The 17,297-nt window shown below is 49.6% G+C and carries 17 protein-coding genes and 4 tRNA genes; 4 read left to right on the forward strand and 17 right to left on the reverse strand.

Annotated features, from left to right (window positions below; translation table 11 throughout):
• Window positions 1–133: 133 nt before the first annotated feature.
• The gene (locus tag JW499_RS02195; protein WP_205209050.1) at window positions 134–1,111 is read left to right on the forward strand and encodes a restriction endonuclease; all 978 of its coding nucleotides are present in this window, start codon (window positions 134–136) and stop codon (window positions 1,109–1,111) included.
• 208 nt (window positions 1,112–1,319) lie between these two features.
• Here the strand turns inward: JW499_RS02195 and JW499_RS02200 are convergent, their stop codons facing one another.
• The 6 genes from JW499_RS02200 to JW499_RS02225 all read right to left on the reverse strand — a co-directional run bounded on the left by JW499_RS02200 (window position 1,320) and on the right by JW499_RS02225 (window position 7,456).
• Window positions 1,320–2,222: a methylenetetrahydrofolate reductase gene (locus JW499_RS02200; RefSeq protein ID WP_205209051.1), complete on the reverse strand. Its 903-nt coding sequence runs from the start codon at window positions 2,220–2,222 to the stop codon at window positions 1,320–1,322.
• A 407-nt stretch (window positions 2,223–2,629) separates the two neighbouring features.
• Window positions 2,630–3,856 carry a tyrosine-type recombinase/integrase gene (locus JW499_RS22795; RefSeq protein WP_205209052.1) on the reverse strand — a complete coding sequence of 409 codons (1,227 nt, stop codon included), beginning with the start codon at window positions 3,854–3,856 and terminating at the stop codon, window positions 2,630–2,632.
• 1,176 nt (window positions 3,857–5,032) lie between these two features.
• Complete coding sequence (locus tag JW499_RS02210; RefSeq protein WP_091358946.1) at window positions 5,033–5,311, reverse strand: hypothetical protein; 279 nt, start codon at window positions 5,309–5,311, stop codon at window positions 5,033–5,035.
• Between the two features lie 51 nt (window positions 5,312–5,362).
• Complete coding sequence (locus tag JW499_RS02215) at window positions 5,363–6,028, reverse strand: response regulator (RefSeq protein WP_205209053.1); 666 nt, start codon at window positions 6,026–6,028, stop codon at window positions 5,363–5,365.
• A gap of 76 nt (window positions 6,029–6,104) precedes the next feature.
• The gene (locus JW499_RS02220; RefSeq protein WP_205209054.1) at window positions 6,105–6,563 is read right to left on the reverse strand and encodes a response regulator; all 459 of its coding nucleotides are present in this window, start codon (window positions 6,561–6,563) and stop codon (window positions 6,105–6,107) included.
• 20 nt (window positions 6,564–6,583) lie between these two features.
• A complete protein-coding gene (locus JW499_RS02225) occupies window positions 6,584–7,456 on the reverse strand; it encodes a DNA-binding protein (protein ID WP_205209055.1) in 873 nt (290 codons plus the stop codon).
• Window positions 7,457–7,641: 185 nt separating this feature from the next.
• Here JW499_RS02225 and gap point away from each other — a divergent pair, with 185 nt between their 5' ends.
• Entirely contained in the window at window positions 7,642–8,658 is a 1,017-nt protein-coding gene (gene gap / locus JW499_RS02230) for a type I glyceraldehyde-3-phosphate dehydrogenase (RefSeq protein ID WP_205209056.1), read from the forward strand.
• Between the two features lie 36 nt (window positions 8,659–8,694).
• Here the strand turns inward: gap and JW499_RS02235 are convergent.
• From JW499_RS02235 to JW499_RS02265, 7 genes are all read right to left on the reverse strand, one after another.
• A tRNA-Gly gene (locus JW499_RS02235) sits at window positions 8,695–8,770 on the reverse strand.
• Between the two features lie 40 nt (window positions 8,771–8,810).
• A tRNA-Leu gene (locus tag JW499_RS02240) sits at window positions 8,811–8,897 on the reverse strand.
• 10 nt (window positions 8,898–8,907) lie between these two features.
• Window positions 8,908–8,981: transfer RNA gene (locus tag JW499_RS02245), tRNA-Cys, on the reverse strand.
• A 42-nt stretch (window positions 8,982–9,023) separates the two neighbouring features.
• Window positions 9,024–9,099, reverse strand: a tRNA-Gly gene (locus JW499_RS02250).
• 112 nt (window positions 9,100–9,211) lie between these two features.
• A complete protein-coding gene (pgsA, locus tag JW499_RS02255) occupies window positions 9,212–9,760 on the reverse strand; it encodes a CDP-diacylglycerol--glycerol-3-phosphate 3-phosphatidyltransferase (protein ID WP_205209057.1) in 549 nt (182 codons plus the stop codon).
• 55 nt (window positions 9,761–9,815) lie between these two features.
• Window positions 9,816–11,777, reverse strand: a complete 1,962-nt coding sequence (gene uvrC / locus JW499_RS02260; RefSeq protein ID WP_205209058.1) for an excinuclease ABC subunit UvrC — start codon at window positions 11,775–11,777, stop codon at window positions 9,816–9,818.
• A gap of 25 nt (window positions 11,778–11,802) precedes the next feature.
• Complete coding sequence (locus JW499_RS02265) at window positions 11,803–12,123, reverse strand: excinuclease ABC subunit C (RefSeq protein ID WP_091358934.1); 321 nt, start codon at window positions 12,121–12,123, stop codon at window positions 11,803–11,805.
• Between the two features lie 83 nt (window positions 12,124–12,206).
• Between JW499_RS02265 and JW499_RS02270 the strand changes: the two genes are divergently transcribed.
• Window positions 12,207–13,169 (forward strand): DUF1853 family protein, encoded by a 963-nt coding sequence (locus JW499_RS02270; RefSeq protein WP_205209059.1) that lies wholly within the window; start codon window positions 12,207–12,209, stop codon window positions 13,167–13,169.
• A gap of 88 nt (window positions 13,170–13,257) precedes the next feature.
• On the opposite strand, the gene JW499_RS02275 is transcribed toward JW499_RS02270, so the two are convergent.
• A complete protein-coding gene (locus tag JW499_RS02275) occupies window positions 13,258–13,401 on the reverse strand; it encodes a hypothetical protein (protein ID WP_205209060.1) in 144 nt (47 codons plus the stop codon).
• A gap of 200 nt (window positions 13,402–13,601) precedes the next feature.
• On the reverse strand, window positions 13,602–14,465 hold the full coding sequence (locus tag JW499_RS02280; protein ID WP_091358931.1) for an NAD(P)-dependent oxidoreductase: 864 nt from the start codon (window positions 14,463–14,465) through the stop codon (window positions 13,602–13,604).
• A gap of 98 nt (window positions 14,466–14,563) precedes the next feature.
• Here JW499_RS02280 and JW499_RS02285 point away from each other — a divergent pair, with 98 nt between their 5' ends.
• Window positions 14,564–15,100 carry a TlpA family protein disulfide reductase gene (locus JW499_RS02285; protein WP_205209061.1) on the forward strand — a complete coding sequence of 179 codons (537 nt, stop codon included), beginning with the start codon at window positions 14,564–14,566 and terminating at the stop codon, window positions 15,098–15,100.
• A 68-nt stretch (window positions 15,101–15,168) separates the two neighbouring features.
• On the opposite strand, the gene JW499_RS02290 is transcribed toward JW499_RS02285, so the two are convergent.
• Window positions 15,169–16,350 carry a pyridoxal-phosphate-dependent aminotransferase family protein gene (locus tag JW499_RS02290; protein ID WP_205209062.1) on the reverse strand — a complete coding sequence of 394 codons (1,182 nt, stop codon included), beginning with the start codon at window positions 16,348–16,350 and terminating at the stop codon, window positions 15,169–15,171.
• A gap of 63 nt (window positions 16,351–16,413) precedes the next feature.
• On the reverse strand, window positions 16,414–17,172 hold the full coding sequence (gene mtnN / locus JW499_RS02295) for a 5'-methylthioadenosine/S-adenosylhomocysteine nucleosidase (protein WP_205209063.1): 759 nt from the start codon (window positions 17,170–17,172) through the stop codon (window positions 16,414–16,416).
• Window positions 17,173–17,297 lie beyond the last annotated feature (125 nt).

Genomic DNA, 17,297 nt, shown 5'->3' on the forward strand with positions numbered 1-17,297 from the left:
AAGCCAGGTGGCCAGGAACTTTATCAGAGTTGTGCCTGCCATGCCTCCTGATAGAAATAAATAACTGCAATTTATCAATGCAGTAGAATTTGCTTGTAAAGCTGTTTATACATATAAAACTTACGGAAAAGTTATGTCTATCCCTAAATACAACGAAATCATGCCGAATATTCTGCGTTATCTGGATAAGCATGGTGAGCAGAAATTCAGAAGCCTGGAACAGCCTTTAGCTGCTGAATTTGGCCTCAAGGATGAGCAGATAGCTCAGGAATATGAGTCAGGCAATGGCACTGTATTTCTGGACAGAATCAGTTGGGCGCTTAGTTACCTGACCAACAGCGGCCTGACTGAAAGGCCACGGCGGGGCGTATACAAAAACACCGAGATCGCCCGAACCTTCTTAGACAAATCCACTGAAGAGATTCAGCAGTTTGTAAACAAGCAAATGGCACGCAGAGCCGCTCAGCAGAAAATCAGAGCAGTAGAAGCAGGGCAACTGGGTGAAACATCCAATGTTCTGATGGAAGATAACCAAACCCCTCAAGAGATACTCAATGCAGCGCATGAGAGCATCCGTCAGTCCACTTATGAGCAGATCATCGATACCATACTCAGTAAGACGCCATCAGAGTTTGAAGGCCTTGTTGTTAAGCTTATGGAGCGGATGGGCTATGGTGGACAGATAAAAAACGCAGGGACGGTCACACAAGCCTCAAATGATGGTGGTATCGACGGCATTATCAAAGAGGATGTCCTCGGTCTGGGAAAAATACATATACAGGCTAAACGTTATGCAAAAAGTAACACGGTAGGACGTGAAGAAGTTCAAAAGTTTGTTGGTGCTCTGGCAGTAGCTCAGTCTAATAAAGGTGTGTTCATCACGACTTCATCATACAGTGCTGGCGCAACTGCTTATGCTGAGAGTCTGAATGGCACTACCAATTTGGTTTTGATCAATGGGGAACAATTGGCTAAGTATATCTATGACTACAACCTTGGCATGCAAACCAAGCAACATATCGAAATCAAGGAGATGGATTCAGATTACTGGGATGGAATGCAGAATGCGGAAGTTCAGGTGGCCAGTCAGAGAGATGAGAACACTGCTTGAAGCCCTTCCTGATCCAGGCATCAACATTCATTGGCCCGTCGATGTTTATGCCGACTAGCCCCCTGTTATTTTGTGTTAAGGCGTTAAAATTCGTATTTATGCGGAGTTACACCTGTAATTTTCACTATACCCATGATTTATACCCGTGAAATTCAGTTGTTATCAGAATAGTTGATGCTCTCGTCCTGCTTCACGGTGGATGCTATTTCTACTGACCTGAGGAGCTGTCCGGTACTGGCTGACCACTGCAAACCCGGGAATTCATCCAGCGGACACTTTCCTTAATGCCGCCGAAAGGGTAGAGGTGGTATCTAATATCTCCAGGTTCCTGCTCTGCCAGACCGCTGACAAGATCTGCCCATAAGTAATCTGCGACAGACTTACGCAGCAAGGTCGCTAAAGAGAGACCGTAGCGCCCGGCAATTTCCGTGGATGCGACTACCCCAAACTGCTTTGCATATCGGAGCAACTGGCTGATACTTGCTGGCCCTGGAACGCCGATATTAACAGGGGCGTCGATGCCGCGATCGCGTAGTTGCCTGATCCAGCGCACGATAGCCTCAGTATCGAAACCAAACTGAGTGGTTATCTCCAGCGTGCAATTAGCATCTCGAAGGAAGTGATATTTCCATTCCAGTGCGTGCCAGAGCTTATCTGCACTGATATTCGGATGCCCATCGGGATAGGCGACGATCCCAACATAGTGAATGTCATGGCGTTGTAATACCCCACTTGCGAGGAGGGCCAGCGAATCGCTGTATGGACCCGCTGGCGTAGCGGGATCTCCTCCGACGAAAATAAAGCGCGACGGACGGGCTGCGCTGTTTAGCTGGGTAATCAGGTTGTTGAGATCCTCTTCCGAGCGTAAGCGGCGCGAAGAGATGATGGGAACTGGCTCTAAGCCACATTCCCGAATGACTCTGGCGGCATTAACTCGCTGATCATGGTTCTCATTGCCCAGAAACGCGATGTTGATCGGCGTGCCCGGTGGAATATGTGGTGCAGCTATTTCGATCTGGCGGATCTCCTTGCCCGTCACTTCAAGCGTGTATGCCGCTGTTTTGGCCACCTTTTCAATGGGCGCTATGTTGTCCGGTTGTACTATATGCATAAATCCACACTCTATGAAATATGATGTGACCGGCTAGCCCGTTATGAGCTGGCGAAATATCAACGTCAGGATATAGGTTGTCGGGACGCTGATGAGCCAATCAACAGTAGCCAGAAAGCGCCTCTGATCTTTGATTGGGGCAAGATTACGCCTGAACAGAAAACAGGATCAGGCATAAACGAAATAATTATAATGAGTACAGATTGGTGGAAGTGGCGAGAGTAACGCGCATTTCATAAATGCGTAGTCCGGGGCAATCCATTTTGCATTGCATTGCATGATCGTGTTGGGCTTGCGTCCGCCCGGCATATTTGCAGCCACTACCTTTCAGCAACGACAACAATAAAGAGAGATATTTCCTGATATAGTACTTTAATAAGTCTAAACAACCTACTGTATTATCGAAATTATACCTCCTGACTCTTAGCACTCGATGCCCGTTCCATATTATCCGAATCCACATAAAGCTCGTCGGTTGTTCTGATGCTGCCGTGTCCCAGGTCGGCCTGAACGTGTGCCAGATTACGACCCGCAGCGACCTCCATCGAGGCGCCTGTATGCCTCAACCAATGCGTGGTGGCGGCACGCAGCTCTGAGGCTTCGACATCAAAACCATCGGTTATCAGGGAGTGACAACCTTCATTCAATGCAACTTCGACAATGTTGCGCAGCTGGCGACTACCAATGCCGCGGTTTTTAACCCGGGATTCGATAACCGGCTCAGCCGAGTCTTTAGAGGGAAGGGGGGGCAGGCCTCTGTGGATACGGTAGCGCTGAAGAAATCCGATATATTCGTTGGAGATTGAGACATCGCGCTCTTTAGAGCCTTTGCCATAGGCGCGGAACCACCAGTTACCTTCGTGATCCCGGTGAAAATGGGACATCACCGGCAACCAGTTAGGCCGCTCAGACAGCTCTGAGATACGCAGTTTAAGCGACTTGAGTGTGGCGATAACAAACAGTGTCCGTTCATGCTGTGGATCAGCCGCGGCCAGGGATTTAGCGGAACTGAGCAGATATTCCCATTGCAGCTCAGACAACCGGCGGGCGGTATTGATTCCAGTTTCCTGTCTCAGATAGGGGCAGTTTTTCTTAACAATCGGAACCTGATTACCGGGCGCATAATCTTCTGCCATCAGATAGTTAAAGAATACACTGAGGTTAGAGAACAATCCCTGCCATGATTTCGTGTTGAGTCGTCCTTTGCCAGCCCCCGCAGCACGAAAAGGGCGCCAGTTGCTGTTCGGCTCACGTAGACCGTTGACAGTCGCAAAACGTCTTTCTATGGTTTTGGTCTGCCAGCGAGGATCGGGGCTGGCGACAAAGTCCGTATATTCCTCGAGATCACGTCTGCGCAACCCAACAATGGATTTCCTCTTGATTAACCAGGCCCAGAGCAGGAGTCGTTCTGCATCACCCCGGAACTTCTCGTAGGTGTCCTGGCTTTTCTTGCTGTAGCTACTGAGAAAGTCTTTGGTGTAGCGGTAGTCATCAAGCGCACCATCAACAGCAATACCGAGAACAAACGCTTCAACAGCGGGTGCCTGGTCAGGGAACACTGCATTTCTGGGTATCTGATTAAAGTGCTTAGCGGAATCGAACAGCGGCAGGCCAGGGAACTCTGTAATCGACACGGGCATTGAACCTTGAGTTACTTGAATTAGTTGTCTGAGATAAGAACCTGATTGTATGTAGAAGTCTCTTCAATTACCAGTAGTGTCTACTACTGGTAATTATATAAAACACACGTACGGCACCCATTAAGAGCGCTAAGCCTGCTTTTAATCATAGTTGCTTAATGCTCAGCTATACCAATATCGTCACTGTCGAAGACTGTCAGTATGTCGTGTAGATAGTCCTGTCTCAGCCACCAGGCTAAACATTTGGCAGCAATACCATTCATCCTTCTTTCCACTACTCAGTTCTTAATTATGAAATGACATCAACATGACACTGTCGGAGGTTCATTTGAAGCGAACCTGCTGATTAGATTTCGCTGAGTAACAGAGTCACCCTGAAAATTTAAATCGACGATACTGTCCGCTCGCAATTATCCAAATATGAATTAAGCATTTTGCTTTGACAGAACAAGCGATGGAATAACCGGGAATAATGTCCGGATTGAGAAAACCGCTGGCATCCATATTTCCGGAATAGAATATCAAAGCTTCTGGTTTCAGATAGCACTTAATCAGATCCAATTTTAGAAGAAAGTGGCGCACGTGAATCTATGCTTTTGATCATCGCAGGAGCTTTCACGCAGCGGCAGATTACCCACAAAATTAAATTCTTCGACACTCTCCGCACGATCTGTTTTCAAGCTTAAGATCTCAAGTTTCAGACGCTACCTGGCAACTGAGGATATAACACCAATCTCAAGCAATCGATGTTAACTGTCAGACACAAGAACAGGGCCGGGTGCAGGGCGATGTTCATTGCTACCAAGCCATACTGCAGCCCCATGTTGAACCGCGCTTTCGAACCGCATTACTGCCGGGCAGCACCTCTATCATTTTCACCTTTATAAATATTATATTTAACATAATATATATTATACGAAGTTATATATTTATAGAGATTAGCGCTATTTAGGTTATTTCAAGCTAGCTAAGACTTACTACTGATTTAATAAGAGACGATGGAATTTGCGTGCGCTACGTGAAAAATCTGACGATCTTTAAGGTAAACACTGCCGAACGCGAGTCTGCGCACGACAAAAAAACAGGCGGATAAAAATCCGCCTGCTCTGCTGTGTGCTGCTTACATTAAGAAGGAAATATCCGGGCAAGTCTGGAGAGGAAAATTGCTGATCAGGAGATCAATATCGGCTGCTCAGGTGATTCATAACTGCACACAAGGAATGGTGAAACCGCAACCAGTTCATGGGTTTGATATGACTGAACAATCAGCTCCTGGGCGCCGCAGGTTTTATCTATTTTGGCCAGCACCTGGTAAGGTGCACCCCGGCATAGCAAACGCCGGTTGCTGCTGTAAAAGTCAGCATCAAGATAGATCTCATCTCCAACGCGAATTTCACGCCAGAGAAAATCCGCTTCAAGAATAAGCTCAGACTGGTCCTGATCGTACATAGATTACGCCTCAAATTGGCACGCGATTATTGTGCGGTCTGAATGAAATACTCAGGCCTCTACAATACTATGACGGATAGCGATATGTACAAGTTCAGAATTGTTATTGATACCCAGTTTGCGCAGGATATTGGCCCGATGGGCGTGTACAGTTTTAGGGCTCAGAAACATCTTTTCAGCGATCTGAGCTGCCGACTGCCCCTGAGCGAGGCATGAGAAAATCTGAAACTCACGCTTAGTAAGCTTGTTGAATGGGGAATTACCGTCCGCTGCGCCAGGAGCCAGCATCTCACGAATACTTTCTGCATAGTATGTGCGCCCTTCTGAGACCTCATACACGGCCTTCAGAAGCTCGTCAGGGGCGCAACGCTTGGTCAGATAACCTGACGCTCCCGCCTGAACAACATGCGCGGGAAATGGCTCACTTTCCATAACCGTCAACACCAGGACTTTGGCTTCGGGATCTTTAGCCCTGATCACCCGTATGGCTTCAAGACCACCATAATTCTGAACTCCATCACCTTCAGAGCCATCGGAAGGCATAGAAAGATCCATGATCACCACATCCGGACAGACGGAAAAGTACTTTTCCACCGCTTCCTGGCCACTGCTGGCCTCGGCAATGATATCGATGCCGCTGTCATTATCCAGCAAACGTTGAAACCCTGCTCTGACAACAGGATGGTCATCAACCAACAATACCTTGATAGCTCTCATGTATAGCTCAGATCCCTTTGAATATTCTATCTATGACCAATTATACCGATCAACGATCAGTAATGTAGTGCCTTGATTAAATGTTGTTGTCGTTATTATTAATCACACTATCAGCCCCGAAATAGACACCGTGCGTGTCAATATCCAGTGCTACAGCGGGAGACACATCATCAGAACTCACCACTACCGGCATAGCAACCAGCTCATCACTGTATCCGATAAGCTTGATACCTTCCTTTTTGCAGTGCTGCAGCACTTTTTCAAGCGCTCTGATAACTGCCGTCTGACGTGTGCTCAGATGACTGTCGCTTGGCTGATCGTCGGAGGGCTTTTTACTGGTAACCTGGCGGGTAGCATAGCCCTGCTCGTCAACCAGCTGCAGGGTAATACCAACCAGTTTCTCCTTAACAAGCACTACCTTGGCAAGATTGAAAACAGGCTCATCAGTACAGCAAACAGCACCGTCAGGATCACAACTTTTAATCCCTTCAAGAATCTCTCCGTACGATGATCCTTTCTCCAGATATGTATCCATAGTCTCAAATATTCAATTAGTTATGACTTTAACTTAATGTTTTCTAATAGGGAGTGAAGCCGTTCAACCTCACGCTCTTTTTCTTGTAAACGCACCTCAAGCAATGAATCCACACTGCCTGAATTCAGCTTCTGCTCAATCTCACGATAGCGCATATCCTGCTGACTGATCACCTGTTCCAGCTGATGTTTCTCTTTAAAGCTTTGCCGCTCAACGTCGAGCAGCGCATCTCTCAACTGACGGTTTTCATCCTGCAGAACCTGATTATGTTTTTCAAGCCTTGAAGTCTCCCCTTCAAGGTACTGATTTTTATGCTGATACTCCAGCACTTCCTGCTGATGATTACCACCACCATTGCGTTCGAGCTGCTCAAGGGTAATCTCAAACTCTTTTATCTGACGCCGCAAATCCCGATTTTCGGATTCGAGGCGCATCTCTCGCTCATCCTGCGCCAGCTGCTTTTTTTGCAGCTCTGCGATAGCCGCCAGACTCTGCTGGTTTTCACTCAGAAGCTTATCGGACAAATCCTGCAGGCGGCGCAAGTCATTATGACTCTCGGTATTACGCCCTTCCAGCTCAGCTTTTAGCGCCAGATAACGCTGCTCAAGCTGCTCCCGCTGATCAGACAGCTGGTGCTCAGCATAGGCCAGTGCCTGCTGCCACAGCGTGTTAGCGCTATTAAATACCGGCTCAGGAATATCCGGCCGGGCATTCAGCTCAATCAGCCGCTTCCCCAGGCCCTGCCACCAGTCATTCAGTGCTTTATTAATGGTCGTCAGGCTGCCCGCCCCCAACTCATTGCGCACCATCTGCTGGGTGGGTTTGCGCCCCTCAGCAAGCAGATTGTCGGCGATTTCAAATACTTTGTCGTAGGTCTTGGGAGTCATTGTCATGATATTAAAAATACATAATACATATTAGATACTTATCTTATATGAGCAATCCTGCCACTACCAGCTGAATCAGCAGAGACACACAAAATAGTGAACTCTCCCTCCGACGACAGCGGTTGTTACTTTGACTTCAGCCATTATCGTCTTATGCTGAAACAAAGCCAATGCAGCAGAAGGAGCATGCCATGACAATCAGAGTAGCGATTAACGGGTATGGTCGTATAGGGCGCAATATTCTTCGTGCCCTGTATGAATCAGGTAAGAACAGTCAGATTGAAATTGTTGCCATCAACGACCTGGGGGATAGCCGGGTTAATGCACACCTCACCGAATTCGATAGCGTACATGGTCATTTCAATTATCCGGTCAGCGCCGAAGGCGACACGATGAAGGTGGCCGGAGACAGTATAAAGATCCTCAGCGAAGCCGACCCTCACTCACTCCCCTGGGCCGGGCTTGAGATCGATATCGTCTACGAGTGTACCGGCCGCTTCACCAGCCGCGAGGCCGCTGCGGTCCATCTGGACCAGGGTGCACAACGGGTACTGGTATCCGCACCGGCCAAAAACGCTGATGCAACCATTGTTTATGGTGTTAACCAGTCGATTCTTAAACCGGAACATAAGGTGATCTCAAACGCCTCCTGCACCACCAACTGTCTGGCACCGGTTGCAAAGATTCTCAATGATCATATTGGTATCACAGAAGGCATTATGACCACTATCCATGCCTACACCAATGACCAGCATCTTTCCGATGTTTACAGCAACGATATCTATCGTGCCCGGGCCGCCACCCTGTCAATGATCCCTACCCGCACCGGCGCCGCTGAAGCGGTCGGCATCGTTATGCCTGAACTGAAAGGCCGGCTGACCGGAATGGCGGTAAGGGTGCCGACAGCCAATGTGTCACTGGTTGATCTCTGCTTTGTGCCACAAAGAAAGACCTCTGTAGAAGAGATCAATCAGCTGATGCTGGACGCTTCAAAAAACAGCCTGAAAAACATTCTTGAATATAATGAGCTGCCGCTGGTCTCTGTCGACTTCAACCACCACTCAGCCTCATCGATTTTTGACAGCACTCAGACGCGGGTAATGGATGGCCTGGTGAAAGTATTTGCCTGGTATGACAACGAATGGGGCTTTTCCAACAGAATGCTGGATACGACCTTAGAGCTATTCAGAAACAGAGAGACTGATTAATTTATACAAATCAGGAAAGACAGAGGGAAGTGAAACTGGAGCGGAATATCGGGCTCGAACCGACGACCTGAACCTTGGCAAGGTTCCGCTCTACCAACTGAGCTAATTCCGCTTCACTTACCTTTTTTACACCAGATCGAACGATCTGTAAATGGTGCCCGGAGCCGGACTTGAACCGGCACGGCCTTGCAGCCGGGAGATTTTAAGTCTCCTATGTCTACCGATTCCATCATCCGGGCAAAGCAAATATGGAGGCGCGGGTCGGAATCGAACCGGCGTTCACGGAGTTGCAGTCCGCTGCATGACCACTCTGCCACCGCGCCTTTAGGTAAACCATATTACCCTCAACCCTGCCTGAGCAGGACTGGAGCGGAATATCGGGCTCGAACCGACGACCTGAACCTTGGCAAGGTTCCGCTCTACCAACTGAGCTAATTCCGCATGCTTCCGAAGAAGTGGTGCGTATTATAGACAGCTCACCTTTTATGTCAACAACTTTTCCGCTGCAAAAAAGTGCAATCAGATTAATAAGTTAGATCTGCCTGTCGATTGATCAAATATCGTCCGTCAGGTCTGGCCAGGCGGCTTTCAGATAGACATACATCGACCAGAGCGTCAGAACTGACGCAATATAGAGCGCCCCGATACCAATCCAGGAAAACAGCGAATAAGGCACAAAGGCGAGCATGATGAAGATCGACAGCATCTGCAACGCTGTTTTTAATTTGCCGATATAGGAGACGGCTATATTGGCCCGCTTACCCAGCTCAGCCATCCACTCACGCAACGCAGAGATCACAATCTCCCGGCCGATGATGACGATGGCTGGTGCAGTAATCCAGAAAACAGAATAGGTATCAACCAACAACACCAGCGCAGTCGCTACCATCAATTTGTCAGCGACCGGATCCAGAAACGCACCAAACGGCGAAGTCTGATCCAGCCTGCGGGCCAGATAGCCATCAAACCAGTCAGTAACAGCCGCCAGAGCAAACACCAGGGCAGCCGCCATCGGCCCCCAGGCATAGGGCAGATAATAAACCAATACAAAAACAGGAATCAGAACTATGCGCAGCAGAGTCAGGATATTGGGTATTTTCATCGACGTTCAGCTTTCCTGTAAATACGGGACAGAGTTAGCGGAGTATATTTCGCCATTAAGGATCAGGATGCAGGGTAGCATAAATATCTTCGGCAATTTTGCGGCTTATAGTAGAGACTTTTCCAATTTCTTCAATACTTGCGGTTTCAATCGACTGCACACTGCCAAAATGTTTCAGCAGCTCCCGGCGCCGCTTAGGCCCGACACCGGGAATTCCCTCAAGGGAAGATTTTCGCCGCGCTTTACCCCTTCTGGCCCGATGCCCCGTGATAGCGAAACGATGCGCTTCGTCACGGATATACTGAATCAGATGCAGCGCCGGTGAATCCGCACGCAGGGCTACTTCGGCACCGCTATCGCCCATAATCAGGGTTTCCAGTCCGGCCTTCCTGTCGCTCCCCTTGGCAACCCCGACAATCAGAACCTCATCAATCTGTAGTTCCGCCAGCACTTCAACCGCCTGAGTCACCTGCCCTTTACCACCATCGATCAGCAGAATATCCGGCAGCTTGCCCTCGCCTTTTTTCAGCCGGGTATAGCGCCGGGTGAGCGCCTGATGCATAGCGGCATAATCATCACCGCCGGTAATACCTTCGATATTGAAATGTCGGTAATCGGACTTCAGCGGACCATTGCGATCAAATACCACACAGGATGCTACTGTAGCTTCCCCCGAGCTGTGACTGATATCAAAGCACTCCATCCTTTGAGGAATAGTATCCAGTTGTAGTACATCCTGTAGCGCCAGGTAGCGGTTATAGATGTTCTGCTTGCTGGCCAGATGGCTTTGCAGATTCTGCTCCGCATTTGTTTGTGCCAGTTTTTGCCAGCCCGATTTATCTGCACGAACCTTGTGCACCAGCGTGACTTTACGACCACTGCGCTCACTCAGCGCCGCTTCAAGAACCTCACGATCAGTCGCCTCGGCTGCAGTGATCAGCAGCGGCGGGATCTCACGGCCACTTCCCAGATACCACTGAGCGATAAACGCTGCCAGCAGCTCCTCTGGCGTCTCTTCAATACTGAATTTGGGATGATAGACCTTACTGCCGATAATCCGCCCCCCGCGAACAAACAGCATATGCATACAGACTGCGCCCGATTGCTGGGCGCAGCCAATCACATCGGCATCACCACTCTGACCGCTGACATGCTGCTGCTCCTGCACCTGCTGCAGACTGGAGATCTGATCACGATAAATGGCTGCGTCTTCAAAATTGAGCGCCTGAGAGGCCTGGTCCATCTGCTCTGCCAATTCATCCATGATGGTATTGTTTTTGCCCTCCAGAAACATCATTGCATGGCGGATATCCGCCTGATACGCCTCCGGCGTTGGAATGCCTACACAGGGGCCGCTACAGCGTTTGATCTGGTATTGCAGGCAGGGCCTGGAACGGTTTTTGAAGAAACTTTCCTCACACTGACGAATACGAAACACCTTCTGCATAATCGCCAGGCTATCACGCACCGCACCACTGCTGGGAAAGGGACCGAAATAGCGTCCTTTTTGTCGCTTTGCCCCCCGGTGAAAGCGGACAGCCGGATACTGCTGCTCGGTAGACACGAAGATATAGGGGTAAGATTTATCATCACGCAGCAGAATGTTATAGGGAGGACGGTTGGTTTTGATCAGATTCTGTTCCAGCAACAGCGCTTCGGTCTCACTGTTGGTAACCGTTACCTGTATATCGGCAATACGGCTGACCAGCGCCTGAGTCTTAATGTTGAGTCCAGTGGAACGGAAATAGCTGCTGACTCTGTTTTTCAGGTTTTTGGCCTTGCCAACATAGAGTATTTCGCCGCTGCTGTTGTACATCTGATAGATACCCGGCCTGCGGGTCAGCCGGGAAAGAAAACTTTTACTGTCAAAGGATGAGCTACCACCCTGCTGATCCTGCTTATTCAGTTCGGCCAGGGAATCACCAACATCAACAGCGGCGCTGTCAGAAGTGCTGTCATCAGGCTCTGCACGGTTCAGATCGGGGCGATTAGTGTGATTATCAGGAATCTCATTCATCCGTGTATTCTAACTGTGCGCCCTTCTATTCCTCAAGGATATTCAATAACTTATTGGCATCCATATGGTAATGGGTTGCCTCTGTATGAATTTTTTCCAGCTGTTTACGGGTACCATCGGCGATACCCGCCCCACGGGACAAGCTAACTTCAAGGTAGACGCTGATCTCAGCATAATAATAGAGCCTGGCATCGAAGCTGCGTGCACGCTTTAACTTAGAGAGCGAGATTTTAGCGCCATTCAGCATAATGGTGTTGATGTCAGAATCACTCATCAGTGGGTGACGATCTTTTTCATTAGGCAGAAGTTGCTGTTGATTCGCGCGTGTACGTGTATTTGCTGCCATAAGACATCCTGATAAAAGTAGAGTAAAGTTATTGGTATCGTATCACTTTATGAGCTTTTCACATCAATGTGAATATATGATTTATGGGCAGAAATAGCAGCCATAACATCGGTCACTCAGCGAAGGGTTCCATTTCGGAATCCGCCATCCTTGAGTCAGGCTCAGTGTATCAGCAGGAAGTGATCCGCGATCTGCACTGGCTGATCTACAGCCCTTCACTGATGACTCCTCCAGACAACGAGTCTTCCGACTGGCTTTTCAATATCCCAGAGATCGATTCACACCTTGCCAGACTGGATCAAAACCCTCAGCCACTGATAGATGAGTTGCGCCAACAGGCACAGTTCAGGCTCGGCTATTATTTCGAAGACCTGGTGAGATTTTACATAAAAACTTTTATTCAACCCATTGAACTTAAATACAATATACAAGTATCAAGAGAGAAAGCCACCGTCGGTGAATATGACTTCCTGATGGCTTTGCAGAACAGCATCAACGTGCATATTGAAGCCGCAGTAAAGTTTTATTTGTGCACAACCACTGATGTAAACCACTGCCATCTGAGGGACTTCATCGGCCCTAACCGCTCCGACCGACTGGATCGTAAATGGCAACGGCTCACCGAACATCAGCTGCAACTGTCGAAAACCGATGCCGGAAAAACTCAGGCGATGGCGCTGGGGCTGCTGCCTGACCGACACTCACTCTTACTACGGGGCTATCTGTTTTACCCCTTCGCCCAATGGCAGGCATACAACCCTCCTGCCCCGGTCAACCCGGATCATCTTAAAGGCTGGTGGATCAGAGCTTCTGAAACGGATGCTCTGGGGGAACATTATCAGTATATTGTTCTGATGAAGCCCCGCTGGCTGGCCCTGGACCGCTGCTGCTTTCAGGAAACCCTGTCGCGTGCTGAGCTTGCAGAGATAACTGAGCGTAGTATTACCACACCGATGCTGATCGCCCGCCTGGTGTTTAAAGAGGGCCGCTGGCATGAAGCTGACCGGGGTTTTATTGTGCCAGATAACTGGAACCTGCAGATCTGACCCCGCTCTGCGCAACTTCCCCCACCCGACAGAAAACAGCAGGCACAAAAAAAGCAGCCAGGAGCTGCTCTTTTCAAAAGACGGCTTATTATTCAGCGCGCTGAGCGGCTTTAGCAGCGTCTTTGGCAATGCATTTACGCAGGTAGTGAATCGCAACGAAGGTTCCAACAACCATTGCAGCCACAATTACCATGCTGGGTGCGAAAGAGATCATAGTGTATTTATCGGCCATAGAACTGTCCTCATGGGTTATTACCGTAATCATTAATTACGTATAATTTCAGGTTTATCTGTTTTAGTTATAGGGCGCGATTATAGAGCATCCTCCCTCAGGCACAATAGTCAAAAAGATCTATTAATAAATTTCAGGCAGACGCCTATTATCCAGCCCTGGTTTTGAAAACCGCCTGCCCGCACAGGTTTCGGGACAGATTAAGAATCGAGCCGTTTCACCAGACTGGAGGTATCCCAGCGATTGCCTCCCATCTTCTGCACCTCTGAATAGAACTGATCAACCAGTGCTGTTACCGGCAGCTGAGCACCATTACTGCGTGCTTCATCCAGCGCTATTTTCAGGTCTTTACGCATCCAGTCGACGGCGAAACCGAAATCAAACTGATCATCAATCATGGTCTGATGACGATTAACCATCTGCCATGACCCTGCAGCTCCATGCTGAATAACATCAAACACAGCGGCGGCATCAAGGCCAGCCTGTTTTGCAAAATGAACTCCTTCAGCCAGCCCCTGGACCAGCCCCGCAATACAGATCTGATTGACCATCTTGGCCAGCTGACCACTGCCTGCCGGGCCGAGTAATTTGGCAGATTTTGCATAGCAATCAATAACCGCCGCCGCTCGTTCATACACCGCGGGCTCGCCACCAATCATGATACTGAGAACACCGTTTTCAGCCCCGGCCTGGCCACCGGATACCGGAGCATCGAGAAACTGAAGCCCTTTATCGGCAGCGATAACCGCCAGTTCACGGGCAACTTCGGCAGATGCCGTCGTGTGATCAACCAGAATGGCATTCTGGGCCATGCTGCTGAAGACCCCCTGAGGCCCTGCAACCACCTGACGCAGGTCGTCATCGTTGCCAACACAGGTAAATACAATCTCTGCATTGCGCGCCGCTTCAGCCGGAGTGGTTGCCCGGTTGCCCTTATACTGCTGACACCACTGCTCAGCTTTCGTCGCTGTGCGGTTGTAGACCGTGACATCATGACCCGCATTGGCCAGATGACCCGCCATCGGATAGCCCATCACTCCCAGACCGATAAATGCAACTTTCATACGTTTTCCTCTCCACCCAAGGGCTGACTATTGCTATGATCAGGGTATTCTATGCTAATGGTATATATTGAAACACCTCTAATTTTCAGGGTCATGTGATGCAATCTGACAAATATACTCGGCGACCAGCAACCCTTTTCAGCGGCACGATTTTGCTATTGCTGTGCACGCTGGCAGCGCCGGTATCAGCCACAGAATCATTTTACGACAAACTCAGGGTGACCGATCTTGAGGGTAATACGGCCAATCTGAATCAGCATAAGGGCGGCCTGGTACTGGTTAACTTCTGGGCGACCTGGTGCCCCCCTTGCGTTAAAGAGATGCCTTCATTACAGCGACTACAGCAGCAATTTGACCCCAGTGAATTCAAAGTTGTGCTGATTAATCTGGGACAGACCGCCACCACGGTTAACAGTTTTCTAGAGGAGCAAACTTTCGATTTCGACCTGCCGGTCTATCTTGATGATAAAGGCAGTGCCTTTACACAGCTGGGCATTGAGGGGATGCCTTCCAGCTTTCTGCTTGATGCCAGCGGCATGCAGATTGAAACCATTAGCGGAGCGCGGGAGTGGGATCACCCGGAAAATATTAAAGCGGTACGCCAACTGATGAGCAGTCTGATGACCGAACACTAAAACAGCTTTACCGCAGTTTCGGATCACGGACAAGCGCAGCGTTCAGACATCGGACTTCTGCTTTTAAATCATTGCGCGTTATAGACCGCTTGTGCTGCCGCAATCGCCTTGCCTGCAGGGATATCTGCCCCCATAGCCGACAAGGTACTTTCCAGCGCACTCAGACAGAGCAGCACGTTCTTCTTGTTACACGCAGCCCCCATCAGACCGATACGCCATACCTTGCCAGCGAGAGCCCCCAGTCCTGCGCCTATTTCCAGACTGTAATCGGCTAACAGACGGCTACGCACTTCCGCTTCGTCAATCCCTTCAGGAACAAAGACTGAGTTAAGTTGTGGCAGGCGGTAAGGCTCTTCTACAAGGAATCCTATTCCCATCGCTTCCAGACCATCACGCAACGCATTATGATGATGACGGTGACGTGCCCAGGCATTCTCAAGCCCCTCTTCTTCCAGCATCACCAGCGACTCATGAAAAGCGTACAGCGCATTAACCGGAGCCGTGTGGTGGTACGCTCGCTTCGCACCGCCACCCCAATAGCCCATCACCAGCTTCTGATCCAGGAACCAGCTGGGGGTTTTAGTCTGACGCTTTTCAATCACTTCAATAGCACGCTGATTAAAGCTGATGGGGGAGATCCCCGGCGGGCAGGAGAGACATTTCTGCGTTCCGGAATAGACCGCATCGACGCCCCAGCCATCAACATCCAGCTCACTGCCGCCCAGCGATGTCACCGTATCGACAATCGTCAGTGCACCATGATGCTGTGCGATCTGACACAGTGTTTTCGCATCAGACAGAACGCCGGTAGAGGTCTCTGCATGGACAAAAGCCAGAATTTTAACATCGTCATGGGCTGCAAAAGCGGCTTCCACTTTGGCTGGATCCACCGGCTTACCCCAGTCATCCTCAACCATAATCGCTGTGCCGCCAAAGCGCTCAACATTCTCTTTCATCCGCCCGCCAAACACTCCATTCTGACAGACGATCACCTTATCACCCGGTTCGACCAGGTTTACAAAGCAGGCCTCCATACCGGCAGACCCTGGCGCTGAGATCGGCATTGTCAGCGGGCTTTCGGTTTTGAAAGCGTACTGCAACATCTGCTTTACCTCGTCCATCATGCGAATAAACTCAGGATCGAGATGGCCGATGGTTGGCCGGGAAAGTGCCGCCAGAACCCGCGGATGTACATCAGAGGGGCCGGGCCCCATCAGCGTTCGTTGGGGGGGATAGAAAGAGGTGGTCATAGTCCGTTGCCTTTTGTAATTACTGTACTGAGTGTCTGTTTACCTGTTATTCCAGCGGAACGATCAGGCTGCTTCATCCGCAATGGTCTGAACAATCGCCATAACCATCTCCGCCGAGTGCTTCGCAGCAACCACCAGAAACTGATCAAACGACAGGTTAGACTCTTTACCGGCGATATCCGACAACGCCCGAATCACAATAAAGGGAACATCAAACTGATAACAGGTTTGTGCAATCGCTGCGGCTTCCATCTCAACCGCCTTCATGGTCGGAAAATGCTCGCGGGTTTTGGCGACCCGCTCAGGGCAGTTCATAAATGAATCGCCGGTAGCAATCAGCCCTCTTACGGTTTTAATGTCAGCCATGCGGGAGATACAGCGCTGGGCAACATCAGCCAGAAAATTATCGGGAATAAAGGCGGCGGGCAATCCGGGAACCTGACCATGTTCGTAGCCAAACACGGTAACATCCACATCATGGTGACGGACTTCAGTTGAGATCACTACATCACCCACATCCAGCTCAGAGGTAAAACCGCCGGCAGACCCGGTATTGATCACACAGGTGGGTTGAAACTCCTGCAGCATCAGCGTTGTGCCGATCGCAGCATTGACCTTGCCAATTCCAGACTTGAGCAGGACTACCTGGATACCGTGCATAGTGCCGGTGTAGAGGCTATAGCCGGCAATCGTATGCTCCTGACGTCCCTCCAGTGTTTGTTTCAGTAGTTCGACCTCTTCGTCCATCGCGCCGATAATACCGATTTTAAGCTGATCAGACTGAGCGTGCAGACGCTCAGCAAAGGAGGTGTTGTTGGTCATTCAGGTGATTCCATCACGGCTAGTGTAAAAGTGCGTATTTTTAAGGGTTAAGGATACGCAAATTAAACCGGTGGACAATAGTCAAAAAGCAGAAAAAGACAATAAAACCATCAGTATTATTCGAG

It is taken from the genome of Amphritea pacifica (genome assembly GCF_016924145.1).
GTDB lineage: Bacteria > Pseudomonadota > Gammaproteobacteria > Pseudomonadales > Balneatricaceae > Amphritea > Amphritea pacifica.